We start from the raw sequence: 24,567 nt of genomic DNA, 5'->3' as shown, positions 1-24,567 counted from the left end.
TTCCTTTATAGGGTCACAGACTGCATTTTTTGCATCAGGTGGTATTCGTAGCGTGAGCGACCCATTTCAAACAAGATGAAAATGGCAGAAGCAAAAAAGGCCACGGCAAGTAAGGTGTAGAGTTCGGTGCTGGTGGTGCAATATGGGCGAACGATCTCAATCAGCGCGACTTCACAGCCCAGATAGAGAAAGTTGTAGATAAAGGCGCGACGAGAACGGAAGGTTTGTTCCATGTACACCGTCATACCGACATAGGTAGAAAGCACCAGTAGAGCAGGAGAAATAATGCGAAGGTATTGCGCACATTCCGCCGCAATGGTGGGGTCGCTCACCAACCATAACGCAATGTTTTCACTGAAGATAAATACTGCCAACAGCATTGGGATTTGATAGGCGAATGATTGAACCACAAACTGGGTCACGCTGTTTTTAAGCATGCTGTAGTCGTAGTCGGCCGAGTGCTTATTGAAGCGAATGGCTTGGCTGACACCGACCGCAATTGACAACATGATGATGAGGTTCTGAATTCGCGCATAAAGCGGGAAGGCAGACGCTGCCGCTTCACTGTATTGCAGCAAGATGTAAGTGATGTAGAACAACCAGGCAATGAGCAATAAGTAGCTGGAAAAAATAGGCACAATAATGGACAACAGCTGCTTACATTGCGTTTGCATGGCGGAAAAATACGCCAATGCGCGAGGTGCGATTATCTGGCGTAGCGTGGGCGACAATGTCAGTCCCATGGTAATGGCAACCAGTGTTGAACACGCGGCCGCATACGGCATCGCCATTACGCCGTGACCTTGTTTGGCAAACATGTAGATCAGGCTCAGTTGCAGCACATTGGCGACCACCACAATGCTGGTGGCTAGCGCGTTTTTCTCTTTCGCGAACAGACACGTCGTCAACACCGAAGAGACAGTGATAGGCAGGAACACCAAGGTCATGGCGAGCAGCAGATCTGAGAAATCGAGATAGGCGACGATAGGCAAATGAAAATAAGATTGGAGAAGGGGCATCAGCCCCCACGCCATCGCGCCTAACCCACCAAACAACACCAATGCCATACCAAACAAGGTAGCAATGGCGCTGTGAATCTCATGTGATCCCGCATCGTCATGGCTCGATACGATGGGCAATGCGCCCGCTCGTAACGCATCAGACAATGCTGATAGCGTGAAACCAAAGGGCATGAACACCGTAAGGATCAGAAGCGCCCGTTGGTCTTCTTGGCTAATGATCCACACCGCCAGCAACTGCGTGACGAATGTCGACGACGAAGAGGCAAAAATGGACAGCGTCGACGCAACCGAAGAGAAGGTAGAGGCGATATTTTTCATTGTCCGCTCCATGGGCTCACGTAATCGTTCCGCTTCAGGATGTTGACCAAGTTATGCTTCTGAATAACGTGCGTACCTTCCATAAAATCAAAGGCATAGCTATCACGCATAAACTTGCGAACATGGACGAAGTGGTCAGATTGCAGCTTGCTGAAGTGCTGGAATAAGAACGGACGAATTTGTTTCACTAAATCATCCAATTCGATTTTCGCCAGCGAGGAATAGGCCATGTTGTCAGGCTCTTTATCCGCGGTTTTCGCTGCCACCAGATTCACCTCTCGAATGGTGGCGAGAATGGTGTTGAAGTGGCGACAGGTCTCTTGCGGAATGCCCGCGTCTTTGCCGTGTTCCAATAATAGGTCGACAGCGGCTTGTGCATAGCCAATGCTCAACCCCACCACACAAGGGCGCATTTTGTTGAAGGTGCGGATCATTGAAAATAAGCCGCGCTCACAAGGGTGAAGGTGCTCGCCCAGCAACTGCTCTTGCGGGATAGGCAGCGCATCAAATTTCAAATAAGACAAACGCGCGCCACGCAAACAGTGTTGCTTCAATAAACGGCGTTCTATCTGTGGCGAGTCAATCATCTCCTTGGTGAGCAATGCAGCGCGGGTCGCGAGCGGGCTATTGCCTGTTTTGAACAGCACCACACCCATGTCGCCGCGTGTCCCGTTGCCAATCAGCCATTTTTCGCCACTTAACGTGCCATCGGTGTAGCGTGATTCCAACCGTCCGGCATCGCTGCCTTTGCTCGGCTCGGTTACCGCAAAAAAAGTGCGGCAATTGTGTTCCTTCAGGTAATCGTAAAACTGCGCTTTTTGCGCCTCTGAGCCTGCTTCATTCAAGATCACCCCAGACAAACTGGGACCGGGTGAAAATAGCAATGCTCCTGGGTCGCCGTAAGAAAGTTGTTCAAACATGCGAACACGTTCTTCCGTGGTCATGGAAAAGCTGCTCAGCAGCAGCGCATCCAATTGCCCGTTGCGAAAATCCGTGTTGCTGTGAATGTCTTGATAGCTGTCTACCGCCGTGGCGACTTCGCGCAGCCATTCAATGTGCTCCCCGTATTTTTCGCCATACGTCGCGGCATATCGGTCTAAATTAATCATCGCCATTGCTCCAAATCGTTGAGTAAAAGGGCATATTGCAGGTGATGTTCGACACCGCTTCCGGCCAGAATGGAAATGCCGCCTTGCAAGTTCGAGAGAGTATTTGAGGCCAGCAGCACACGCTCAGACAGCGGCGTTAACGTCTCCGGTAGCGTTTGGGACGCCAACTCAACGTGGAACAGAAAACGGTGATAATCCGTGACAGAAAGGGCGACGTTTTCAATGTCGATCAGCGTGTTCTCTCCCACCTTTTTGGTTTTCAGCCGTGCGACGACGTGGCGAAAAAACACCGACATCTCGGCGTGAAAACAAGAAAGTGATTGCTGAACAAACGCCTCCCATGTGGGCAGCGCATCGCTCAATGGCTGCTCGTGAAACCCTGGGGTTGGCAAGGTTTTCCTTGTGCGCGACGACACCTTCACCAAATAGGTATTGGGAAGTGCGATCAGGTTTTCGGCATCTACACGATCAAGGGTGACAGATGGGCCATCTGAGCGGGCTCGGCGGTCTATTATCACAACACTCCTGTCTGCGCCGTGAAAAGCAGAAACTAAGGTGCCTTGTAACTGCTCCTCTTGCGGGTCAGCAATGATGCTGCAATGGTTTTCGAAATCGAGACGATACATTACAACGCCCTCAACAAGCTGATGGTTGTATTTAGCGATTCGGCGTCTTCATCAATGAACACCCAAATGCTGCTGCGGAATGATTCAGGATGGCGTTGATACTCATCCAAGAGTTTCGGCAAGGTATTCACCGAATACTGGGCGGGTAAATAGTGAGCATGGCGTAATAAGTCGGCAGAGATTTCTCCCTTGTCCGACAAATAATCCAATTGCTTAAATGCCGCCGTGTTTCTTTGCAAGAACAGCGTGCAATCGCCAGCGCTTAACTTGTGTTTATCGAGCAACGCTTGCAGCTCTTCTGCCAGTACAAAGTTCGATGCGTAAATCTTGTTTTCATTTAAGAAAAGCGAGTCTTCAAGTTTGAAAAGCGCCCCTTCGCTGTTGGCTTGGCTCACAAACAATGCCGAGCCGCTGGAATGGGTGGGCATCATGTTGTTGTCTGGCAGGTAGCGAGGCACAGAGTTTTGCTCCATGCCGACCAAAATTTTGGTGCGAGGATCTTCAAGGCTGTCAGTATTGAAAAGGATGTGAAGTGCGGTCGTGGTGGCGATAGAGCCCACATCGCACACATCGATAATCTCAGCGTCTACGTCGCTTTTCCAAAGGAAGTAGGTCGCGAACGCCGAGTACTCAGGGTCCCACTCGGGTGTCCAATAGCTAAAAGCCACATCAGAGATATCTGGGTAGGCCGCGAACGGTAAGTTGCCGTCTAACACCGAATCAATGATGTTGGTATAGCTATATTGATCACCTGCCAAAAAGGTTTCGTGCGACAGGTCTTTGTCGGAAATGCGGTATAAGTCCTTGAAGTAGGTGGTATACCGTTCCCGAGGTTCCTGTCGTAGGCTCCTTTCATCCAGTGGGAAATATTGGCAATAATTAATGTACATAATTAGGCTGCCGGCGCGAGTTCGACATTTTCAACAATGTAATCAACCATGGCGCCAATCGAGCTGAAATGGCGCTCTTCGAGGCTTTCAGGGTCAATAGAAAACCCATCAATAGACTCTTCAAGTTCCATCAAGAAAGTCAGAGATCCTAATGAATCCATCCCCAGGTCATCACGCAGGCTGGTGTTCTCGGCCAGTTCCACATCTTCCGGAATCGTGATGGTTGATTTCAGAATGGCCACCATATTTTGATACGCGTTTTCTCTTTGCATAATTAACTCCATTTACTCGGTTAGGTTGTTTGTGTGTTGCTCGAAATCCATGAATACAAACTAAGCCTGAGAAGGAGATTTGATAACCTGACACTTTTGACAGTGCGATTTTTTAAAGAGAGGGCAGAAGAGGTGTGTAGACCTAATTGCTTGATTTTAATTGTGTAAATTTAGGGTTGGTGTTGAGGCATGTATGGCGAGCGAGCAGAGCTGTCACTTGTGACAGGGGAGCTGATGCGTATGGGGGCTAGTGAACGCTGACGGATGCATTGGCTCGTTATTGGACAATTTTGAGCTAGCCATCGTGGCTAACTCAAAAGTGGACAAAAGTAAGTTATGAACAAAAGCATACTCTGACTTTTCGGATTACGTGAGGTATTGCAACCATGCACTCAAGAATAACTAAGTCCTAACCTGACGGGCCTACCTATGCAAACAATGCGTTCGCATTAAACTCTAATCCAGCCTTATGAAATTCTTTAAGTAGCTGATTTTGCCAGTTTGTGTCTGTCGGGATATAGACGACTCCTTGAATGTCGTTTTGAATCTCAACTCCTGGCTTAACCATTGCTGAGACTTTTTTACGCCCTAGTCGCGCAATGAAATACCCATGCTCAAAGACAACATTCTGTCTAGCTCGGCCGTTTAGGTTTTGAGCTCCTTTATTTCTACCCTCATCACACGGTGTATAGAGGACAATCGCATAGTCCACATCCCCGTACTCTTCAATCTTCTCGATGATAGTATTACCACCATTAGCTTGGTTCATGAGCACTATAGGGTCTAAGCCTACAGTTCTAACAAAGAGTTCAACCTGCATTCTCAAGTTGTCATCATGACCATGTACGATAAACACTTTCTGTTTACTGGCTTGGGTTGCTGGATTCATTGGTTGCTCAGTTGGTGCGGGTTGTCGAAATATCGCTTGTACAGCCTGTTGAAAATCTTGCCGCACTGGTGCTTGCATCGGCCGTTGAGTCGTTTGCTGTGTAGAGGGGGGCAATGACGGTTGAATCGTATTTCGTATCGCTTGCTTGATAGGTGCTGTATCACTCTGTTGACTACCAAGTTGAGCTGAGTATGTGCCACGACTTAACTGGTTGGCTATTTTTAAACACTTATCTCGTAGCTCATCACTGTAGCTAGACGCATCAATATAAAAACCAGACGCACGCTTATCATCGTAGTACTCAATCACACCTTTAAGTACACGTCCGACGACCATATCGCTACTTACTTGCCAAAAGCCTCTCATGCGATTAGCTTTCGACCCAGAACCTACTTGATATTGAGCCTCATCAATATCAATGCTGTAGTCTTCAAAAAACTCAGCCAAAGTCCTGTGAGAGAAATCGAGTAAATGACCGCCGCTCATTTGCAAGTACGTCTCTAGTAGCCTGATATCTCTTTTTGCCAGTGTTGCCATAAACTCTCCTTATATTAGAGATATTTTACCACCGTAACGGAACTACACCAGCTAGAAATTCCATCTGATCAGCAAGTTAGAAAAACCACCCTAGGGTGGTTTTTCTTAATCCGTGCTATAACACTTTGTGGTGTTAAGCCCCCCTCGACCCCGAACACACACCCATAGCATGAGAAAAAATATGGTAGGCAACCTCACTGTAATTTATAAAGTAGAACATCGCTGACACGGAATGGGGCAATCCCCATTCCAAAGCCCCCCGCTTCTCAGCAGGGGGGAGTCAAACCATCCCGCTACTGCGTCACCAAGTTCTCATCAAAAAATGCGATCACATCGTTTGCCAGCGCGGTTTGCTTGGGGGCGCGTTCAATCGGTTTCGGGTCTTTGCAATTTTCCATAAAAATGGAAAGCGGCCAAGGGCATGACGGCAGGTAGACATAGTGGCCAGCATCTTCCAATTCTTTATGTGTTTTGATGTAACGGTGCGATTGCGCCAGTGATTCCATGTCGGTTGGGCTGATGTACTCATCCAACTGGCCGTTAGCCAGAAAGATGGGGGGCGCATTTTCTTGGTCTGTCATGTCAATGAGTTGGGTGTAGGCCGGGGCAAACACCGCAATCGCGAAAGCGGGGATCAGGCTTGGTGTAGAAGCCGTCGATTCTTGAGAGAGAATCGCCTGAATGCGTTGCCCAAAGCGCGGGTTACACAGCAAGATGTTTTCACCGCGTGGCTGGGTTTCGCAAAAAGCCGCTTGTTTGTCCAGTTGTGCAGGAAAAGCCGTGCTGGTGAGTGCCGTGTAACCGCCCAGTGAATAGCCCAACATGCCGACAGGTAACGCGCGAAGCGTGTTCTGCGCATCGTTGGCGTAAAGCTGTTCTAGCAGCAGTTGCAAGTGTCGTTGTCTGGCTATCATGGGGTCGTTTTCAACCAACCCACTGCGTAAACCTTTGAGATCATCATGCGTGACGGCGGCAACCACATAACCTGCGCGTGCCAGTTGTGCCGCATAAACACGCATGGTGCCCGCGGTGGCGGAGAACCCGTGTGAAACCAAGATCACGCCTTTGGGCTGTGTTTCGTTCTCAGGCGGTAACTGCCAGACTTTTGCTTCCAGCTGGGTTTGACCGGTTGTGTCTTCCACCATGAACGTTGACACCTGCAAACCTTTCTCTAGCGCGGGGTCTAAGGGTGGGCGTTGTAATAAAAATATCGTCAGCACGATGATGCTCAGCACGACGATTGTGGAAATCAGAAAAATACTCATCTTCTTCCATCGACCTCTCATTCCGTTTCCTTTCCTTTAGATATGCCAAATAGGGTTGCACCAAATGACGCGCCGATCCCTGCTGCAACAGCAAGGCAAGTCACAGATGCTTGGCTATCTAATTCGTTATACACATCGTTGAGATTGACGAAGAGATCACCACCGAAGCAGTGACCATATCGGGCAATGTTCTTGGTGTAAACCTTGTCCATACTGATGCCCAATTTTGTTGTCAATTTCTTCCACGTTTGCACGTTGACGTTGTGCGGTAATATCACATCAATGTCGTCACGCGTGAGGTTAGCGTCTGCTAGGCAGCGCTCGACCACTTTTTCCACGTTGATCTGATAAAACTCGTTGTACTTTTGCTGCATGCCATCGTTGGATTGTAGGTAGATCCCTCCTGAAAATTGTCCGTCAAACAAGGTCGCAACTGAAAGCACCGAGATATCACTCGGCGTGCGAGTGAGCCGTACCATGTTGATGGTGTCTGAACTGAGTGCAACGGGATTAACGCGAAGGTCAACGTTGTCGGCAATGTCTCCTGTGACTAAAAGAACGTTATTCAGTGTGCGGTTGCGTTCGAAGTATTTCATCAGCTGCATGGGGGTGGCGCATTTGGTGGCCGAGGAAGAAAAGGGCAGCCAGTTGTTCTCGTCGGTGTCATTATTTCCGAGCGCGGCGCGGGTGCTTCGCAGCATGACCCGTTCGCCAAACACACCGCATAGCGCCCCGGTGTGATTATGTACCACGGCGTCATAGTGAGCGGGTGCGCTGTTGTCGGCGTCAACAAAGGTTTGTAGCGCTTGCTGATAATATTGAGTGCACGGCGTATTGTCGTAGTAAGGAAGCTCATGAAATCCGTACCATTGACTAAACACTTTGGCGGATGACGCACTCAAGAATAACGCGTCATGATCCTCCATCACATTCAGTACGCGCGGCGCGTCAGCGGTGATGTTGCGACTAATATAGAACATAGTCATCTTTCCTTACTGACAGCGTGGAACGTTTCCCAAGTGTGGGTGACACACTGATTTCACCATCCGGTAAAAAGCGGTCATCTTGCACCAAGAGTTGATAGCACTCTGAAAAGGCATGTTCATCCAGAAAATCTGTGGCGGCGATGCTGTCTAGCGCTTCTAGATGCGGCTTGAACTTTGGCATCACACCTGGTTTTGAATCGGTTAAATAGCCCCATAAGTCAAACACATCAGCTTCGTATCGGCACAGGCTTGCCAAATCAAACAGCATGATTTTTCGCACATACCACAAGCCCATTTGCGCATTTGGCGTTGTGCCACTGAACCATTCAGCACGCAGGGTTTTGTTTCGGATTTTATGCCACGCGCGTGGGCCATTGATGAACTTCTTCGGGTCAACATCGATCGGATTAATCCCCAGGTCTTGATGATCCATTAAGCGAGAACTGCCACGTGGTTCAAGAATTTTCCAACGCCCTTCATCGAAGTATTCCACGACAACATGATCGGCAAGCGCACGCTTGGTGTCGTAATACATGTGCGTAAAACCAAAGCGAAGGCGAGCGGGCACACCTTGGGCGCGAAATTGGCTGCACACCAGCAACGCGAGGTCTCGGCAGCGACCACCTACCGGCGTGACAGGCGCAGAGGATTCAGGGTTAAGTTCGTGGTAGCGAGCAATGATTTCCTTGACCGAACGCAGTTCGAGATCGTCGGCTCGCTCCGGTGCCATTTTGTGAAACTCTGAATGGTTGTAATGGGCCACCAATTCATTGGCGAGATCAATCGCGCTCTGCGGATCAGATAAAATATCGTCGCCGTAAGCGGGGTGGAACTGTTGCCAATCCTCAAACGCGGTGTACGGCGTCGGTGTGGAATAGACATGGGCGATATTCATCATGCTAGATGTGGCGATGTTTGTGCTCATTGTGTTTCTCCTTGAATCAGGTTGCTGAGGATCGCCAAACATTCCTGTTTCACGGCGTGCTCGTGTTGAGATTGGGCAGAGGTGCTGGCGCGGGTTTTTTGTGCTGACTTCTGAATAGATAAAGGCAGATGAATGAAGTCGTAGTGCTCACCGTGAGGGAGCAAGTGAAGCTGCGTGAGTGAGTCACCAAACAGGGTTAAATACCGTAAGGGATCGCCAAAGGTTGGGTGGGTATCTTGCGCGGAATGAATTACATCCACGCCAGAAACGGGGGCGTCAGCCAATAGATCTTCCAGCCCTGAAGTGGCGGACAACCCAGGGGCGATCAGCAACATCTGATGTTGCCACTGCGGACAATTGTTTTCGCTTATCGCACGCAACAAGGGATAGATTCCAGCTGAAAAAGAGAGGTATCGAATCTTTGTTAGCGTATCGGGCGAAACAGGCATGCCGGTGAGCTGCGTGAAGGCCGCCAACACTGAAGGGTAGGTGGCATAAGCCTCTTTCAGCGCGAGGGCGATCTTGTCTGGGTCGGCACTCGGTGTGAGTTCGGGGTTGATATAGCACCCTACAGACATGACCCAATAGCCAGATTTTGCGAGTGTTTCCGCTAGGTGAAACTGATCGAACGGGCCGCCATTGAAACCGGGGAAAATCAGACACAGCTTCTTGAGCTGAATATCTGGCTTTGCGTGAATGTGCCGCGCTTTTACCGCATCGCCCTGGTGCGTAAGGTAATAGCGCATGGGGTTGCGTGCAGTTCCATTGATTGCTCGTGAATCTGTTTCTTGGGTGTCAGCCAAATCCGCCATTGGCGCCCAAATGGCGAGATTGGTGGGCTTACCTTCAATGGGAATAAGACGATTAAACACCGCAATGTCTTGCTTGAATGGCGGCGTATTCTTGGCGTAAAGAAGCGCGTCATAGGGAATATTCGCGTGTTCTGCTGGCGCTTCGCTTCGCGCCAATGTGCTGAAAGGAATACGTTGCTCAAACATGGCAGGCCACCTTTTCCATCAGGGCTTTTTTGTCTAGCTTGCCGTTTCGGTTTCGCGGCAATTCCGACACGTTGATGAAATGAGGCTGCACATAGTTATCGTATTGGTCGCGGAAAATACGCGCCAAGGCAGCTTCTGTGATTTTGGCGTTCACCGTCACCACCAAGAGGCGATCAAACGTGCCTTCGGTGCTATGAGAAAACGGGGTGACAACGACGTCTTCGGCTTCTGATACCTCCTCAACAAAGGTGCGGCAGGCCGCGGTATTGAAACGGTATCCACCAATTTTTATGTCGTCATCTTGGCGGGCGATGAAAACATGGTTACCGTCGTCTTCGATGCGAATGATATCGCCGGTGCGGAACATATAGCCGTGTTCGGGGTGGTACGAAAAGCGAATGGCCGTTTGTTCAGGGTTCTTCCAATAGGCTTTTAATACCTGTGGCCCTGCTATGTAGGCTTCCCCTGTGCCAGTGGCATGAAACGCGCCATCTTTCTCGGTTTGAATAAACAAGCGATGCCCGCCAAAAGGGCGACCGAGCGGCATGTGTTGGGCATATTCTTGGGTGGGGTCATACCGATACGCCATCATTGCCACGGTGCATTCGGTGGGGCCGTAATAGCTGTAAACGGTGCAGTTCGGTGCGGCTAATGACAGGGTATACAGCAATGAAGGATGCACAGGCTCGCCCCCGACAAAGGCCAAACGCAATGCGGGGTATTGGTTTGGGGTTAACTGCCGAGTTTTGTTTAAGTACGCCAAGGTGGAGGGCACCGAAGCCCACACACTCACGGCGTGTCGCAGTAAGTAGCCTGAGAAATTGAATTTGTCGTTTTCTCGCAGTACGGCAATGGCGGCTTGATTAAACAGCGCAATGAAAATTTCGTGAATACTGAAATCAAAACTGAGCGGTGAAATATGGCTCAGAACATCGTCAGCGCAAATGCCAAATTCGTCCCGCGTGGCTTCAAGGTAATTGAGCAGATTGTGGGTTTCCACGCTCACGCCTTTTGGGTTACCCGTGCTGCCAGACGTAAAAATCAAATACAGATCAGGGTTATCTTGGCTGGGCGACGCATGCGATGATGTAGCGGCCACTTGTGTTTTCGTGAAGGAAAAGGCTGATACGGATTGGGTAAACACGCCTTGATGGAGCGAGCCGCCGCATTGTGCCACTAATGTCGGGCAATCAGAGTGTGTCGCCACCGTCAGCAGGCGTGATGTGGAAACATCTGTAAAAAAGAAGGCCACAGGCAGTTCGTTAATCAGCCTTTCAAGTGAGCGATTGTCGATTTCAGCCGTCACCGGCACCAAGGTGTAGCCATACACCACGCTGAACACATACATGACCACACTGGTGTAAGAGCGCTGCGCTGACATCAGAATGTGTGTGCCACTGGGCTTCCCCTCTGCGGCGAGGCTGAGCTTTTCGTGCAGCAAGGCAGCATCATTCAAGACGTCTTGGTAGCGGTAACTTTTATCTTGATCGAGAACAGCAATGCGATCGCCTGCCTCAACCATGATGTTATATAGCGTGTCTCTCATTTCGTAATCCTTCTAGCTGAATAACATCAAGCACACAGGCGCCGAACATTCCGCCCGCGCCCGCCGCCACGGCAAGAAAACGTAAGGGGTTTTCTGCGGTGGGTGGGTTGTCTTTTTGAGTGAATGTGTCCAGTGCATCGCTGAGGTTGATCACCATGTCATTGCAAAAACAGTGGCCTTCACTTTGAATGTTGCGCGAAAACAGGCGTGATTCAGGGACATCGAGCGATTGGCAAAGAAAACGCCACGATTTGATATTGATGTTGTGCGGGAGCAGGTGGTCAATTTGTGACAGGGTGACGCCAGCTTTGTCTAAAGCACGATGGATCACCTGATGCATGTTTTGGCGATAATTGTCTTCGTAGGCTTTGGTTTCGATGTTGTCACCCCAGATGCCACGGGCAAAACGGCGGTCGTAGTGCAAATGCACGCTGCTGACCTGAACCTTTGGCGAATCCGTGTGGCTTAACCGCAAGCTGGTGTTACTGTCACCTTGCACCGACAAGCCTCGGGTAATGCGCATTTCTTTGCTGAATGCCAGTTCACCATTGTGGATGCAATAGTGCCTGAGCGCAGGGGCGGAGCGCGAGATCATATCGAGTTGCTTAAACAAGGAAACACAGCGATTTGCGTTGCTCACGCCTAACGGGATCAGGTTGTGTATTCTCGCCAAAGAACGGTCGATTGATTGACCAAACTGCGCACGCATTGCGCCCGTATTGGCACTGCGTAACTCCACGAGGTGGTCTTCGTCTTCGCCTGAAGACAGCGAGACCAAAGGCATCATCAGTGATTCGTGCGGTTCGCCATCTGGCAACACATTGACGGTTTCTATCCCCATCATTTTTTTCAAGATATGCGCGTTGAACGAGGTGCAATGCACGGCGTCATGGTGGTCCACTAACACCAGTTTTTGCTTGGGCCTGACGACGCGAATGGCATCAATAGACAGCGCGATACTGTCGTTATTTTCTATCCTCATGAGGTTTCTGCCTCCGGGTTCACGTGCGCGTAAAGCTTCTTGTGGTCAATTTTCATGTTCTTGTTCATCGGCAGGGGGCCGATATTGATTTTTAATGGCAAGGCGTAGCTTGGCAGGGTGGCCGCCAAGCGACGGCGAATATCGACCTCTTGCAAGTTCTCACCGCAGATAAACAACACGATGCCGACCGTGGTGCCATTGCGGGAGTTTTTCTCTACCACCGCAAGGTTAGAGCAGGGAATGGTTTGACAAATAAGGTGCAAGATTTCGTTTTTTTGGATCCGATGCCCGCGTATTTGCAGCTGATCGTCGCCGCGCCCCAAATAGTGATTGGGTTTGTTGGGCGAGAGCTCGACGTTGTCACCGGTGCGATAGAGCAATTGCCCCGTTTGCGGTTCTTCAACGAGTTTTTCACGGCACACACGCCCTTCGCGGAAATACCCATCAAAGACTTGCGGCCCGCCAACTAATAACTCCCCTCGGCCTTCCTGGCTGATGTGGCCTTCGTTGAGCACATAGAACTGGGTGTTATCCCAGGCGTTACCAATGGTGAGCACGCCATGACGGACATCCTCCTCTTGCGGGTGTGTGACATCTTTTCCTGACACAGACACCGTGCATTCTGTGGGCCCATAAAGATTGAATATTCGGCTATTGGGGGCGAGTGCTCGCCATGCTTGCTGGATCACCAAGGTCAGCGCTTCACCACAAATCATGGTTTTGCGAATGCGGTTGAAGGTGTGGCTGTTGTATTTGCGTAAATGGTCTAAATGGTTGATGAAAGAAGGGACGCAAGACCAGAATGTGATGCCGTGGCGTTCAACAAATTTGCTGACCGTGGCCGGGCTGAGTAAGTCCGATTTATCCGCGATACATAGGCAGCCGTGATTGTGAATGGGCAAATACAACTCATGGATGTTGAAGTCGAAACACACATCGTGGATCACGGAGAAATGTTCATCGTGTTTAACGTCAAAAAATCCGGTGGCGGCAGATAAGTAAGCGTCGAGATTGTGGCGTTTGATCGGCACGGATTTCGGCACACCGGTCGAGCCAGAAGTAGAAAGTATGTAGACGCATTCATTGAGGGATAAGTGGTTCTCGCCCGCGTTTTCAGGGCGTGAATGGGCACGGTAAGACAAGTCTTCATCCGCAATTAACGTCAGGCTCGCTCGCGTGGAGATGGCGCTAAGGTCAGCCTCGGTTTGGGTGTCTGTCAGCAAAATGAAATGTTGCCATTTACTCGCTTTCGCGATGGCGCGGTCGAACGGCTCATTCAGAGACAGCGGCTCATAGGTGATGCCTTCAATTCCAAGCAGTAAATTGAACAAATTGGCGAACAGGGGGGATCGGGAACAAGTAAGAACGGGCACGTTATCTTGAATGCCGCCTTTGGCTTGTATCAGTTCGCGCAGTTGGCTTGAAAGCACCAACAAGTCGCGATAGCTATAGGTGGTGTCGCGATAGCGCACGGCAGTTTTATCGCCAAACTGGTCGATGTTTGCCGTGATGGTTTGATGGAGTGACGTGGGCGTGAAAATACGCTCACTCAAGGTGGATTTAGTCATAAAACGGGTCCTTCTTCGTGTCGGTTCGTGTCAGCGTCACGCTTGAGAAAAAGCCACCTACGCCCGCAGTGACACAGAGGTAATAGTCGGGCGTTGGGTGGGTGGTTGTCATGGCATCATCAATCGGCTCGGCATGGCGCTGTTCAAGCAATTGAAGATTGATGAAGGCATCGCTGCCGTAGCAGTGCCCGTGGTCAGCCACGCCGTCGGTGAAAAAAGAGAGCTGCGGGTTGTTGAGTTTCTTTTCGATGGCCTTCCAGGTGTAGACATTCACGTTATGGGGCACGATGGCAATGCGGCTGTCTGCATCGAGTTTGTGTTCACGCGCAAGCACCGAGAGCGAGTGCTCGATCAACGCAACAATCCGATCTTTATAGGTTTTCTCATAAATGGCGTGTTGCTCTGCCTCTTCCCACGCGCCGCCAAAATGGGCGGGGTAAACCTGCGACTCATAGCCCACCAACTGATAGTTGCCCGCTGCACTGTTGTCCAAGCAAATGGCACTGCGCGCGTCGCCCGTGACGGTTGAACCGGGGATGTCTTTGAGGATTGGTGTGAAGCCGGTGTCGCACGTGATGATCACATGGCGTTTGGCGCTCAACAGGCGGGTTCGTTCGCGTCGGCGGTAGAGGTCGAGCACTTTGAACGTGGAGGCGCAGTTGCTCGCTGTTGACCCAAACAATACGCCATTGCCGCGGCTTGAGCGGTTTATCGATCGCAAACAAGATTGCCCAAACGGATACACTTCCTGCCCGGTGTGGGTATAGGTGAGCGCGTCTGACGCTTGCAGCTCTGCTTGCTGACAGAACGCATCTTGCAGCAGGTATTGCTGCGGCGACAGCTTGGAAACCGGCGTTTGCTTGATGCGAAATATCTTCTTAATGATGCCGACATAGCCTGCGTCATAGCCGAGGTTAGAAAGGGTCGTCTCAACGGGTTCTCTGTTCTTTGCTGTGTCCGACCAGTAATTCAGTTGGGTCATCGTGTCATTCCACTTGCGAACGTATGACATCCATTGTTGTTGGTTATTTGTGCTGGACACAGCTGTCAGTTCTGACAGTTAGCGGACTTCGCCGTGTGTGACATTGTGTATTACCAAGATGTGTATAAGCACGATGCGCACAACCAAGGAGAAACCATGTTTAGGTCAATGTTCAAAACCGGAATGAAAAAAAGCGGCTTGTTGGCGCTGCTGCTGGTGGCCCCATTTGTCACGGCGAAATCCAGCTTCGACCAAGCCGAAGTGCGCACCATGTTGAATGGTCACGCGCTGTCCGGCAGCCCGTGGGTGTTTGAAGAAAGCGATGAGATCAATTACTTCACATTTTTGCGGGAGGAGCGAAACCAAGAGTATCTGGAGTATTTTGTGTACATGAGTTTACGCGCTGAGAAAGCATGCCATAACGTGTTGAGCCTCATCACGATCAATACCGATAGCGATGAATTGGAGTCGGTAGACATGGTGCATCACGCACCGGCGAAACGCTGCCTGACATACAACGAATTTAAGAATCCATAATGGGGAATTCAACAATGTTAGAGACTTTAATGACAGAGACTTCGATGAAAGAAACGTCAACGCCTGACTTCCCTCATGGTGATGCGCCGAGTCGCTCACTGCCGCCCACGCCGTTTTATGTCTATGACCAAGTGGGCATTCAACAGCAATGTGACCGTTTAAAAGCCGTAGCTTTGCCTCGTGTCGCCACCGTGTTGTATTCACTCAAGGCCAACCCCAATCCGTCTTTGGTCGATACCATCGTAAAACAAGGATTGGGCTGCGATGTGAGCAGTGCATTCGAATTAGACGTGGCACTTTCTAGCGGCGTCGACCCGAAAAACATTGGATGTGTGGGCCCATATAAATCGACACGATTATTGACCGAGTGCGTGCGTAATAACATTGCTTTTGTCGCCGTCGAAAGTACCGACGAGTTGATTGAATTAGGGGCACTCAAACAGCGCTATGACGCCGATACCGCGATCCTTTTACGGCTAAATCCAAACATGGAAATTTCCGGTGGTTCAATGAAAATGGGTGGTGCGGCTTCCCAGTTTGGTATCACAGAAGAGGAACTGCCTTCGCTGCTTGCCCTTGCCGAAATAAATCAGATCGCCATTTCTGGGGTACACATTTATGCCACCACACGCGTGCTCGACCCTGCCAGTTTTATGACTAATTTTTCGACCTTGTGTGACTACTTGATCCAACTTCAAACGCGTTTTGTGTTGCCATTACATTGGCTGAATCTCGGTGGTGGATTTGGTATTCCCTATTACAAAGGCGAAGCCTCTTTGTCGGTGGAATGTATGCAAGAGGCATTACTGGAGTTACAGCAAAACCTGATCGAGAAAACAGGCGCAACACGGCTGTTTTTTGAAAGTGGCCGCTTCATTGTGGGAGAAAACGGCAAAGCGGTAGTACAGGTGAAATCCATCAAGCAATCGGGCGGAAAAACCTTTGTAGTGTGTGATGGCGGCTATAACCTTTTTCACGGCGCAACGGCTTTCGCGAACTTGATGCGAAAACCCTATTTTATTGGAAAAGCGCAAGGACATAGCCTTGAGGTGATTGCTCAATCTGGCTTGCCGGAGCGCATGGAAACGCGTAATGAACGTGCAATAGAGGGTGAATATACGCGATATACCTTGGTTGGCCCGCTATGCACACCCTCAGACATTATTGCTGATAAATTCGAATCTGAACCGTTGGCGGTTGGTGATTATCTGGTTGTGCATCAAGTGGGCGCGTATGCGGTCACCAGTTCTCCAGGTTTGTTTATTGGTCATGGCTTTCCCGCAGAATTCATGGTCACGCCAAGGGGGGTGAAGCAAGTGGGTAGGCAAGATTCTATCGAAGAGATGAAGCGAAGGTATAGGCCGATGGATGAAGGGGTGGCCACAGAATCGCCAGGCGGCACGGAGAGCAATACATTGCGTCGAGCAAGCTAGCGCTTGTGTTTGATTCAAAGAGTGTTTATTGCTGATCGAACAGAGACAACGCTTTTCAACGAAAATGCGGAGCCACCTGGCTCCGCGTTCTATTTTTCGTTTCATGTATTGCGAGTTTATGTTGCGGCTTCGCATGGGCACGAACTGGTGTGCACCAAAAACGTGCCCTTTACAGGTTGGGCTTGAGTAACCCTTTTTTAATCGCCAGTGCTACAGCATGTTGGCGGTTAGAAGCAGAGAGTTTCTTGGTGCAGTTGTTGAGGTGAAACAGCACAGTGCGCTCGGAAACATTAATGATCTTTGAAATCTCCCACGCGGTTTTCCCTTCGCTTGCCCAAAAGAGACAGTCAGTTTCACGTTGAGTGAGCGAGATTTTGTCGTGACCTTTGGCGTTGATCTTCATGGAGAGATAGCACTCAAGAAGATGGGAGGCGAGGGTGTGGGCAAAAGGAATGGCGGCGTTCAATTTTTCGCATTGGTCTTCAACATCCCCAATGGCCATGCTAAGTAACACGAAATCTCCCGAAGCAGATTTGATAGGTACGGTGAAACCATTGCTCAGCCCATACTGCTTGGCGGTTGCCATGAGCTCTTGCTGTTGCGGAGATTGAAATTCTTCACGCTGCACGAGGGAATCCCAGCGAATGGGAGACTGCTGCGTCATGATGTAACTCACCACGGGATCGACGCGTTGTTTGTTTTGCTCGAAATATCTTTCTAACCAAGGCGTTGGGTAATTACTGTAAGCATGAATGATGGGGGAATATAGTGAGTCTTGTTCAATGACGCCGAATAAATAATAAGGAAGCCCGACAAGTTGGCAAAAACTTTCACAAACCTCTTCAAGCTGTTCTCTATTATTTACGTTAGTGAGCTTTCCAACAATGGCAAAAAGCTGGTCGGTATCCATAAGTACAACTTTCATCCTTGGTGTATTAACTAAGGTTAGACAAACTAGGCACAACCGGGATAGGCATGCTGCAAAGTCAGCTATCACTGTTCACATGAAATGATTTTCTGAATGTGTTGCTATGAATGGCTTTGGTGCGTTAGATCTTAGCACCGAGATCAAGAAAGGGTCAAATGCTGAGCGAGAATGATAGGCATGGTGTATTAATTTAACCCCGTTGAATCTAAATCGAGAAAAGAAAGTAAAGCGTTTCATTTTTTAGTGCTGACAACAGGGTTGAATAAAATGTTTTCAGATACTTTTACGTAAAGGTGACAGTGATATTCAATTTTTAATATGTAATATTAGCGAATCATTAAATATGACCGTTTTGTCAATTTTTAGCATGTTTCGGTATGGCATTACATGTTGTTTGAGTCTGCTGTTTTTCTTAAAGAACCTTAAATTTCATGATCAAAGGTTTGGTTTTCACGTCTTATCTGAATGAGCACACCTGACTCGAAACTGTGTGTTGAGGTCACTTTCCACCCAAACAGGTTTGGAACCGCTTGTGTCTTCTGGTTGTTCGATGCGGATAACGGTTTGAAGTGTGGCAAATCCGTCAGCGCGACATACGTTCTGCATTCATCGACCTTGTTGGCGTTCGCCAATTCATAAAAGAAGCCATTGCCACACAGCGTGACCAGTGTGTTTTGACCTCCCTGCGCGAGTTTGGCTTGAAGCTGTGCTAAGGCTTCGGCATTTTCTATCTCTATGGCGCAGCACTTTTCTTTTATGGCCATTAATTGCGGGTCGCTTTGGCTTAACCCTTTCTCAACCGCCACGATGGTGTGTTTAGTCAATGAATGATGAAACGTGCTCTCTGCACCAAATCCCGAGAAGAAATGATCGTACGTCACCGCTTGCCCCTGGCTGTTCATGGAAATAAAGCAAATGGTCCAAGGGCGTTGGTGTTTTTTCAACGTGGCAGGGCCAAAAAACAGCGACTCGTTGCTCTCGCCAATATTGGGCGTATGCAGCGTTAATCCCTGGGTACACAGGTTGTCGGTATTGAGGATTTCGACGGCAAGCGCGTTGCTCATGTCGTCGGAAAGTGTGGGGTAACAAATGGTGTTCAATGACCATTTTTCAGCGATATCGATGAGTTCATCGCTTAGAAAAGAGTATCGATGTGGCGGTGTGGAAAGATAGAGCCGACGCTGTCGATTTGATGGTGGCGGGTATTTCAATGAAGTAAACATCGGATCACCCGCAAGACCACAATAACTCGCAACCCTCTGATTATCTTCAAACAGCAACCATGCGACACCGTTGCGACTAGACAGCGATTTTGCTTTATTCAGCGCCATGACCAATTCGTCAGGTATCCCATTTTCTTCTAATGATGGAGCATATTTTCGCTGCGCTACGGCTTTGTTTTTATATTGGTTAGCCAAAGTGTTCTATGCCCTTAATCGCCATGTTTTTTCCCCTGAATTGCAACGTTCTCTGTGCTTAATAGCCATGTCCCGTCTGCTTAATTGCTGTATGCGTTTAATAGAAAAGTGGTATCCGCTTAATTGCATAGTGCAACAATAGGGAATTGCAGCAGAAACACACCCTGTCATAAGTGATAGGGAAGCCTCTGTATTGCTGTTTTATCTATTTAAATTAGAGGTTTAAAAATTAGATGCTGGACGCTGTAATTTCAGACAGCTTACTGGATTGAAGGGGTTGCAATAGCCTTTAACTCGTTCTCAAGCAATCGCCCTAAACGATGACTACTGACAAGTTGAAGGAATAACCATGAGCCAGCTAATTACCCTGACACCTGAATCTAAGTTTCACAATCCTGCTGTTCTGAATAATATCTTTCGTTTGCGTCACCGCAGTTTTTTGGAGCGTTTAGGGTGGGAAGTAGAATCAACGCAAGATATGGAATCTGATAATTTTGATGAGATGAATGAAACGAGCTATGTGGCACTGACAGAAGACAACCAAGAAGTGATTGGTTGCTGGCGTGCCATGCCAACGCAAGGCGAGTATATGTTGAAAGATGTGTTCCCTCAGCTTCTTCAAGGCGAGGATGCGCCAATGGAAGAAGGCGTATGGGAAATATCTCGCTTCACCACATCAAAAGAAAGCTACGAGAACACCAACGGCTGGTTCGGCAATAATGCGCTCACACTTATCCGCTCGTTCTACGATTTCGCACAAGAAAATGACATTCGCGCTTATGTTCTTGTTACCACTGTCGGCTGCGAAAGAATGCTCCGTTCACTGGGCTTAAATATGCGCCGCATGGGCAATGGGAAGTCTCTGAAAGTGGGTAAAGAACGTTCAGTCGCATTGCGTTTGGAAGTGGATGAGCGTTTGAAGATCAATATCAACTAAGGGTTTTTTGCGGAGTGTGCATGCCAGATCATCAATGAAGATCGCGCGGTTTTTTTCGTCTTTAAATTATGCAGTTCAACACAAGCTGAAAATGCCCCGTGTACTTAAAACCCTCTAATTTTTTCTACTTCTTTGAACACAAGTGTACGCCAAGCCTTTCTTTATCAATAACGGGCATCTTATCAACTTGCTGAGAGCCCCAAACCGCGACTAATAAAACGAAAAGAGGAAGCAGGAGGAAAACGCTTGACCGCAAGTATGCCGTCACCCCAGTTTTAACCACCGTTGGCTTGTATACCTTCATGGCGCGGGGAGGATAACGACCTTCTTTGAGACCTGCTATACCTGTTGGCAGCATAAAGCTTGTTATTAGGAATAATGATACAGGTAGGCCAACAAACAATAAGTGCCAGATAGTATCCGCACCATTAAGCCCAAATAATTCATAACAATGCGGATGTTCATCAAAATCAGTGAGTAAGGGCTGTAGCCATACATTATTCGCAACAACCGCAACTATTCCAAAGAGAGCAAGCAGGGAGAACCTTACGAGTTTCTCTTTCTTTGTGTATTCATTGGCATACTCCATAGGGTGAATCTCACTATCAGCACCAATATCTGTCTACTTGGTCTTTTTATCGTTTAACTGAATCTGAAAGAAATAATAATATGCTGTTTGACTTGGTATTTTTTGTGGGATTGGTTTTCGCTTGTGAAAATGCGAGTTAGCGGGGCTTTTTCGCAAATGGAATACGCAATTGAAAAAGGGGTAGATACCTCAACACTATTCACGATGAAACGTAAACGGCACTTTCTCTAATAGGAAATCAACCAGTGCGCGTGTTTTCGCGCTCATTCATGGATGGATATTGACATCATGAGTGCTTAGTCGCGTGATACATCGTTGCTTCGATTGATATTGATACGTCAGACACTAAATCGAACAAAAAAGGGCAGACAGAAAACTATCCAACGAATTTGCCATTCGATAGTATTAGCGATGGTATATCAGCCTTCATACTTAGTCTGGAACAACAAAACATGAATAGTGCACCTACACATAAACCACGCCCGATGATTGACCTTTTGGTCAGCATCGTCATCCCTGCTTTTGTTCTCATGAAATTAAGTGGTGAAAATGATCTAGGTGCGAGCGGCGGATTGATTGTCGCCTTGAGCTTCCCGCTCGGTTGGGGATTGTTTGAACTCATTAAATACAGAAAATTTAACTTTATTGCCTTGTTGGGCCTCGCCAACGTTCTACTTACGGGCGGTATTGGTTTACTTGAGTTGGACACCAAATGGTTGGCCATTAAAGAAGCCGCTATTCCCGCGGCGATAGGTATTGCTGTTTTGGTCTCTACTTTTACCTCTTCCCCGTTAGTCAAAGCGTTGCTTTTTAACCCAACGGTGATGGATGTTGAGAAGATCAATCAACGCCTGCAAATGCGTAACAGCATGGAAGCCTTTGAAAGCCGATTGATGAAAGCCACCTACCTTGTCGCGGGCTCTTTTGCTTTTTCGGCAACCATGAACTTCATCCTCGCCAAGTGGATTGTCACTAGCCCTGCAGGAACCCCTGAGTTTAATGAACAACTGGGTCAACTCACGCTATACAGCTACCCAATGATTGCACTGCCATCCACCATCATGATGATGGGGGTATTCTATTACCTGTGGCGAACGATTCATGATTTGACGGGGCTGAAGCTAGAAGAGGTGTTGGCGAATAGCTCGTCGAAATAACCAATTTAAAGGCTAGGGGCAGAGTAAAAGCTCTGACCCCCTGCTAATAAGAAATGGGTAAATAGTATTTTCATCACTCCCCCCTCCATCATATTTCACGTAAAACACACACTAAGCAACCATGCTAGAGAGTGGTCCATGCGTCACTGTACATCAGTTCCTATTTTCGACGATTGTTTATTCTATATCTTTCACTTTAAAGCCAATGTGTCGCGTGATGTGGCCGCAATGTAGTCAATAAAAAGATCAGGGCGGTTTTCTGCATTCTCTTTCAATCTGTATTATTCTATTATCTTATGGAAACGTTTACATGCGCTTTAAGATTAATGAGTAACGAAGATGTCGAATGTTGAATTTAACCCTGTTGATCACGCACACCGCCGCTATAACCCGCTGACAGGGCAATGGATCCTTGTGTCTCCTCATCGAGCAAAACGTCCATGGAGCGGTCAAGATGAAAAACCGTCGAATGACACGCTGCCGAGCTATGAAAAAACGTGCTTCCTGTGCCCAACCAATGAGCGCGTGTCTGGTGACAAAAACCCCGATTATACGGGCACGTATGTATTCAATAATGACTTTGCAGCCTTGATGGTGGAATCACCTGACGCGCCCGAATCGGACAATCTATTGTTCAAAACCCAAGGTGTTCGTGGGTTGAGCCGCGTGATTTGTTTCTCGCCCGATCACAGTAAAACGCTGCCTGAGCTTCCGCTTGAGAGCGTTCGCCGCGTGATTGATACGTGGAACGATCAAATCGAAGAACTCGGTAAAGATTACCTGTGGGTGCAAGCGTTTGAGAATAAAGGCGAAACCATGGGCTGCTCTCAGCCCCATCCTCATGGTCAAATCTGGGCAAATAGCTTTTTGCCGAACGAGATCGAACGCAAAGAACACCACTTAAATGCCTACTATCAAGAGCACGGGTCTAACCTGTTGGTGGACTATGTGAACGCTGAGCGGAAAGATCGCTCGCGTGTGGTCGTTGAAACCGAGCATTGGGTTGCACTGGTGCCGTATTGGGCAGCATGGCCTTTTGAAACCATGTTGTTGCCGAAAGCGTCTATTCGTCGCATGAACGAATTGAGTGATGAGCAGCGTGATGATTTAGCGGTGGCGATCAAAAAACTCACCAGCCGTTATGACAACTTGTTTCAATGTTCTTTTCCCTATTCGATGGGGTGGCATTACGCGCCATTCTTTGATGAGGGCACGGATATTGACCATTGGCAATTGCATGCGTTGTTCTATCCGCCCTTGCTGAGAAGTGCATCGGTGCGCAAGTTCATGGTCGGCTACGAGATGCTCGCAGAAAGTCAGCGTGACCTGACGGCAGAGCAAGCAGCGCAGCGTCTTCGTGATGTCAGCGACGTTCACTACAAAGAACAATAATGATTAAAGAACAGTGAAAAAAATGAATTCAGAGGGCTTGCTCGATTTGGTGTGCCTTCACCCAGTTTGAAATTTTATAAGAGCGATAGATATGTCTGATCTGATTCAAAATGTGAAAGCGTCTTTTGAGAAGATTTTTCACTACCTGCCAACCCACATCGTGCAGGCGCCAGGACGTGTCAATTTGATTGGTGAACATACGGATTACAACAATGGTTTTGTGCTGCCCTGCGCGATTAACTATCAAACCATGGTGGCAGCGGCGAAACGTGAAGACAACATCGTTCGCGTGGTGTCGGTTGATTATGACAACGCAGTTGATGAATTTGATATCACACAAGACATTACCTTCCAACAAGACAAGATGTGGGCAAACTACATTCGTGGCGTCGTCAAATGCTTGCTTGAGCGTGGTTTTTCGTTCAACGGTGCAGACATTTCAGTCAGCGGTAACGTGCCGCAGGGGGCGGGGTTAAGCTCGTCAGCCGCGCTGGAAGTGGTGATTGGTCAAACGTTTAAAGAACTGTATCAGCTCGATATCTCTCAAGCTGATATTGCCCTCAATGGTCAGCAAGCCGAAAACGAGTTCGTCGGGTGTAACTGCGGCATCATGGATCAGATGATCTCCGCCGAAGGCCGCGCAAACCATGCCATGTTGTTGGATTGTCGCAGCTTGGAAACCCAAGCGGTATCCATGCCAAAAGGTATGGCGGTGGTGATCATCAACTCCAACAAAAAACGCGGCTTGGTCGACAGCGAATACAACACGCGTCGTGTTCAGTGCGAAGAAGCGGCGCGTATCTTTGGCGTGAAAGCCTTGCGTGACGTGACCATTGAGCAATTCAATGACCGAGTTAGCGATCTGTCAGAGTTAGTCGCCAAACGTGCTCGCCATGTGATCACTGAAAACGACCGCACCCTTGCTGCCGCAGACGCCCTTCGTGCGGGTGACATGAAGCGTATGGGCGAGCTGATGGCCGAATCCCATGCCTCAATGCGTGATGATTTTGAAATCACCGTCAAAGAAGTCAATGCACTGGTAGAAATCGTGCAGGAAGTGATTGGCGATCAAGGCGGCGTGCGTATGACAGGCGGTGGCTTTGGTGGCTGTATCGTTGCCCTTGTGCCTCCTGCATTGGTCGATGAGGTGAAGGCCGCAGTCGAAGTAAACTATAAAGCGCAGACAGGCTTGAAAGAATCCATCTACGTGTGTCAGGTGCATGACGGCGCAGGTCTAGTAGAAACGTTATAAGGGAGTGTA

At 48.8% G+C, this 24,567-nt stretch carries 23 protein-coding genes; 6 read left to right on the top strand and 17 right to left on the bottom strand.

The window, feature by feature from the left end; all coding sequences use genetic code 11:
- Positions 1-5: 5 nt before the first annotated feature.
- The 14 genes from A1OO_RS19975 to A1OO_RS19910 form a co-directional block, all read right to left on the bottom strand.
- Positions 6-1,340: an MATE family efflux transporter gene (locus A1OO_RS19975; protein ID WP_017004214.1), complete on the bottom strand. Its 1,335-nt coding sequence runs from the start codon at positions 1,338-1,340 to the stop codon at positions 6-8.
- Complete coding sequence (locus A1OO_RS19970; RefSeq protein WP_017004213.1) at positions 1,337-2,449, bottom strand: acyl-CoA dehydrogenase family protein; 1,113 nt, start codon at positions 2,447-2,449, stop codon at positions 1,337-1,339. Before A1OO_RS19970 ends, A1OO_RS19975 begins: the two co-directional genes overlap by 4 nt.
- On the bottom strand, positions 2,446-3,075 hold the full coding sequence (locus A1OO_RS19965) for a hypothetical protein (protein WP_017004212.1): 630 nt from the start codon (positions 3,073-3,075) through the stop codon (positions 2,446-2,448). Before A1OO_RS19965 ends, A1OO_RS19970 begins: the two co-directional genes overlap by 4 nt.
- A complete protein-coding gene (locus A1OO_RS19960; RefSeq protein WP_241819209.1) occupies positions 3,075-3,965 on the bottom strand; it encodes a hypothetical protein in 891 nt (296 codons plus the stop codon). Before A1OO_RS19960 ends, A1OO_RS19965 begins: the two co-directional genes overlap by 1 nt.
- A 2-nt stretch (positions 3,966-3,967) precedes the next feature.
- Positions 3,968-4,237: an acyl carrier protein gene (locus A1OO_RS19955; protein ID WP_017004210.1), complete on the bottom strand. Its 270-nt coding sequence runs from the start codon at positions 4,235-4,237 to the stop codon at positions 3,968-3,970.
- Positions 4,238-4,664: 427 nt separating this feature from the next.
- Entirely contained in the window at positions 4,665-5,663 is a 999-nt protein-coding gene (locus tag A1OO_RS19950) for a TIR domain-containing protein (RefSeq protein WP_017004209.1), read from the bottom strand.
- A 293-nt stretch (positions 5,664-5,956) separates the two neighbouring features.
- Complete coding sequence (locus A1OO_RS19945) at positions 5,957-6,928, bottom strand: alpha/beta hydrolase family protein (RefSeq protein WP_241819207.1); 972 nt, start codon at positions 6,926-6,928, stop codon at positions 5,957-5,959.
- A gap of 17 nt (positions 6,929-6,945) precedes the next feature.
- Positions 6,946-7,908, bottom strand: a complete 963-nt coding sequence (locus A1OO_RS19940; protein WP_017004207.1) for a 3-oxoacyl-[acyl-carrier-protein] synthase III C-terminal domain-containing protein — start codon at positions 7,906-7,908, stop codon at positions 6,946-6,948.
- Positions 7,895-8,839 (bottom strand): transglutaminase-like domain-containing protein, encoded by a 945-nt coding sequence (locus A1OO_RS19935; RefSeq protein WP_017004206.1) that lies wholly within the window; start codon positions 8,837-8,839, stop codon positions 7,895-7,897. Before A1OO_RS19935 ends, A1OO_RS19940 begins: the two co-directional genes overlap by 14 nt.
- Positions 8,836-9,837 carry a hypothetical protein gene (locus tag A1OO_RS19930; RefSeq protein ID WP_017004205.1) on the bottom strand — a complete coding sequence of 334 codons (1,002 nt, stop codon included), beginning with the start codon at positions 9,835-9,837 and terminating at the stop codon, positions 8,836-8,838. The genes A1OO_RS19935 and A1OO_RS19930 overlap by 4 nt, the downstream gene beginning before the upstream one ends.
- Complete coding sequence (locus A1OO_RS19925) at positions 9,830-11,383, bottom strand: AMP-binding protein (RefSeq protein ID WP_017004204.1); 1,554 nt, start codon at positions 11,381-11,383, stop codon at positions 9,830-9,832. Before A1OO_RS19925 ends, A1OO_RS19930 begins: the two co-directional genes overlap by 8 nt.
- Positions 11,364-12,365, bottom strand: coding sequence for a 3-oxoacyl-[acyl-carrier-protein] synthase III C-terminal domain-containing protein (locus tag A1OO_RS19920; RefSeq protein WP_017004203.1), 1,002 nt, complete (start codon positions 12,363-12,365; stop codon positions 11,364-11,366). The genes A1OO_RS19925 and A1OO_RS19920 overlap by 20 nt, the downstream gene beginning before the upstream one ends.
- Positions 12,362-13,933 (bottom strand): AMP-binding protein, encoded by a 1,572-nt coding sequence (locus A1OO_RS19915; RefSeq protein WP_017004202.1) that lies wholly within the window; start codon positions 13,931-13,933, stop codon positions 12,362-12,364. The genes A1OO_RS19920 and A1OO_RS19915 overlap by 4 nt, the downstream gene beginning before the upstream one ends.
- A complete protein-coding gene (locus A1OO_RS19910; RefSeq protein WP_017004201.1) occupies positions 13,926-14,915 on the bottom strand; it encodes a hypothetical protein in 990 nt (329 codons plus the stop codon). The genes A1OO_RS19915 and A1OO_RS19910 overlap by 8 nt, the downstream gene beginning before the upstream one ends.
- Before the next feature lie 168 nt (positions 14,916-15,083).
- Here A1OO_RS19910 and A1OO_RS19905 point away from each other — a divergent pair, with 168 nt between their 5' ends.
- Together A1OO_RS19905 and A1OO_RS19900 are read left to right on the top strand one after the other, a co-directional pair.
- Positions 15,084-15,452 carry a hypothetical protein gene (locus tag A1OO_RS19905; protein ID WP_017004200.1) on the top strand — a complete coding sequence of 123 codons (369 nt, stop codon included), beginning with the start codon at positions 15,084-15,086 and terminating at the stop codon, positions 15,450-15,452.
- Positions 15,453-15,496: 44 nt separating this feature from the next.
- Positions 15,497-16,885 carry a hypothetical protein gene (locus A1OO_RS19900; RefSeq protein WP_017004199.1) on the top strand — a complete coding sequence of 463 codons (1,389 nt, stop codon included), beginning with the start codon at positions 15,497-15,499 and terminating at the stop codon, positions 16,883-16,885.
- 169 nt (positions 16,886-17,054) lie between these two features.
- Here the strand turns inward: A1OO_RS19900 and A1OO_RS19895 are convergent, their stop codons facing one another.
- Both A1OO_RS19895 and A1OO_RS19890 read right to left on the bottom strand, forming a co-directional pair.
- The gene (locus A1OO_RS19895) at positions 17,055-17,810 is read right to left on the bottom strand and encodes a LuxR family transcriptional regulator (protein WP_241819200.1); all 756 of its coding nucleotides are present in this window, start codon (positions 17,808-17,810) and stop codon (positions 17,055-17,057) included.
- A 425-nt stretch (positions 17,811-18,235) separates the two neighbouring features.
- Positions 18,236-19,231, bottom strand: a complete 996-nt coding sequence (locus tag A1OO_RS19890; RefSeq protein WP_017004197.1) for a hypothetical protein — start codon at positions 19,229-19,231, stop codon at positions 18,236-18,238.
- 349 nt (positions 19,232-19,580) lie between these two features.
- On the opposite strand from A1OO_RS19890, the gene A1OO_RS19885 reads away from it, so the two are divergent.
- Positions 19,581-20,168: an acyl-homoserine-lactone synthase gene (locus A1OO_RS19885; protein WP_016961214.1), complete on the top strand. Its 588-nt coding sequence runs from the start codon at positions 19,581-19,583 to the stop codon at positions 20,166-20,168.
- A gap of 124 nt (positions 20,169-20,292) precedes the next feature.
- Here A1OO_RS19885 and A1OO_RS19880 read toward each other — a convergent pair whose 3' ends face one another.
- Positions 20,293-20,757 (bottom strand): hypothetical protein, encoded by a 465-nt coding sequence (locus A1OO_RS19880; protein WP_017004196.1) that lies wholly within the window; start codon positions 20,755-20,757, stop codon positions 20,293-20,295.
- Between the two features lie 452 nt (positions 20,758-21,209).
- Between A1OO_RS19880 and A1OO_RS19875 the strand changes: the two genes are divergently transcribed.
- The 3 genes from A1OO_RS19875 (at position 21,210) to galK (ending at position 24,558) form a co-directional block, all read left to right on the top strand.
- Positions 21,210-21,914, top strand: coding sequence for a VC0807 family protein (locus tag A1OO_RS19875; RefSeq protein ID WP_017004195.1), 705 nt, complete (start codon positions 21,210-21,212; stop codon positions 21,912-21,914).
- A 339-nt stretch (positions 21,915-22,253) separates the two neighbouring features.
- Positions 22,254-23,306 (top strand): UDP-glucose--hexose-1-phosphate uridylyltransferase, encoded by a 1,053-nt coding sequence (locus tag A1OO_RS19870; protein ID WP_017004194.1) that lies wholly within the window; start codon positions 22,254-22,256, stop codon positions 23,304-23,306.
- Between the two features lie 91 nt (positions 23,307-23,397).
- Positions 23,398-24,558, top strand: coding sequence for a galactokinase (galK, locus tag A1OO_RS19865; protein WP_017004193.1), 1,161 nt, complete (start codon positions 23,398-23,400; stop codon positions 24,556-24,558).
- Positions 24,559-24,567: the final 9 nt, after the last annotated feature.

It is taken from the genome of Enterovibrio norvegicus FF-33 (genome assembly GCF_000286835.2).
GTDB lineage: Bacteria > Pseudomonadota > Gammaproteobacteria > Enterobacterales > Vibrionaceae > Enterovibrio > Enterovibrio norvegicus_A.
The sequence above is the reverse complement of the archived record's forward strand: the minus strand, read 5'-3'. Positions and strand labels throughout refer to the sequence as shown.

What these genes read in the sequence shown, in the direction of transcription:
- A1OO_RS19925 (WP_017004204.1), bottom strand. Translation starts at nt 11,383, where the DNA reads ATGAGAGACACGCTATATAACATCATGGTTGAGGCAGGCGATCGCATT.
- A1OO_RS19920 (WP_017004203.1), bottom strand. Translation starts at nt 12,365, where the DNA reads ATGAGGATAGAAAATAACGACAGTATCGCGCTGTCTATTGATGCCATT.
- A1OO_RS19945 (WP_241819207.1), bottom strand. Translation starts at nt 6,928, where the DNA reads ATGAGTATTTTTCTGATTTCCACAATCGTCGTGCTGAGCATCATCGTG.
- A1OO_RS19940 (WP_017004207.1), bottom strand. Translation starts at nt 7,908, where the DNA reads ATGTTCTATATTAGTCGCAACATCACCGCTGACGCGCCGCGCGTACTG.
- A1OO_RS19950 (WP_017004209.1), bottom strand. Translation starts at nt 5,663, where the DNA reads ATGGCAACACTGGCAAAAAGAGATATCAGGCTACTAGAGACGTACTTG.
- A1OO_RS19910 (WP_017004201.1), bottom strand. Translation starts at nt 14,915, where the DNA reads ATGACCCAACTGAATTACTGGTCGGACACAGCAAAGAACAGAGAACCC.
- A1OO_RS19930 (WP_017004205.1), bottom strand. Translation starts at nt 9,837, where the DNA reads ATGTTTGAGCAACGTATTCCTTTCAGCACATTGGCGCGAAGCGAAGCG.
- A1OO_RS19905 (WP_017004200.1), top strand. Translation starts at nt 15,084, where the DNA reads ATGTTCAAAACCGGAATGAAAAAAAGCGGCTTGTTGGCGCTGCTGCTG.
- A1OO_RS19965 (WP_017004212.1), bottom strand. Translation starts at nt 3,075, where the DNA reads ATGTATCGTCTCGATTTCGAAAACCATTGCAGCATCATTGCTGACCCG.
- A1OO_RS19915 (WP_017004202.1), bottom strand. Translation starts at nt 13,933, where the DNA reads ATGACTAAATCCACCTTGAGTGAGCGTATTTTCACGCCCACGTCACTC.
- A1OO_RS19885 (WP_016961214.1), top strand. Translation starts at nt 19,581, where the DNA reads ATGAGCCAGCTAATTACCCTGACACCTGAATCTAAGTTTCACAATCCT.
- A1OO_RS19895 (WP_241819200.1), bottom strand. Translation starts at nt 17,810, where the DNA reads ATGAAAGTTGTACTTATGGATACCGACCAGCTTTTTGCCATTGTTGGA.
- A1OO_RS19970 (WP_017004213.1), bottom strand. Translation starts at nt 2,449, where the DNA reads ATGATTAATTTAGACCGATATGCCGCGACGTATGGCGAAAAATACGGG.
- A1OO_RS19880 (WP_017004196.1), bottom strand. Translation starts at nt 20,757, where the DNA reads ATGGAGTATGCCAATGAATACACAAAGAAAGAGAAACTCGTAAGGTTC.
- A1OO_RS19975 (WP_017004214.1), bottom strand. Translation starts at nt 1,340, where the DNA reads ATGAAAAATATCGCCTCTACCTTCTCTTCGGTTGCGTCGACGCTGTCC.
- A1OO_RS19960 (WP_241819209.1), bottom strand. Translation starts at nt 3,965, where the DNA reads ATGTACATTAATTATTGCCAATATTTCCCACTGGATGAAAGGAGCCTA.
- A1OO_RS19935 (WP_017004206.1), bottom strand. Translation starts at nt 8,839, where the DNA reads ATGAGCACAAACATCGCCACATCTAGCATGATGAATATCGCCCATGTC.
- galK (WP_017004193.1), top strand. Translation starts at nt 23,398, where the DNA reads ATGTCTGATCTGATTCAAAATGTGAAAGCGTCTTTTGAGAAGATTTTT.
- A1OO_RS19875 (WP_017004195.1), top strand. Translation starts at nt 21,210, where the DNA reads ATGAATAGTGCACCTACACATAAACCACGCCCGATGATTGACCTTTTG.
- A1OO_RS19900 (WP_017004199.1), top strand. Translation starts at nt 15,497, where the DNA reads ATGAAAGAAACGTCAACGCCTGACTTCCCTCATGGTGATGCGCCGAGT.
- A1OO_RS19870 (WP_017004194.1), top strand. Translation starts at nt 22,254, where the DNA reads ATGTCGAATGTTGAATTTAACCCTGTTGATCACGCACACCGCCGCTAT.
- A1OO_RS19955 (WP_017004210.1), bottom strand. Translation starts at nt 4,237, where the DNA reads ATGCAAAGAGAAAACGCGTATCAAAATATGGTGGCCATTCTGAAATCA.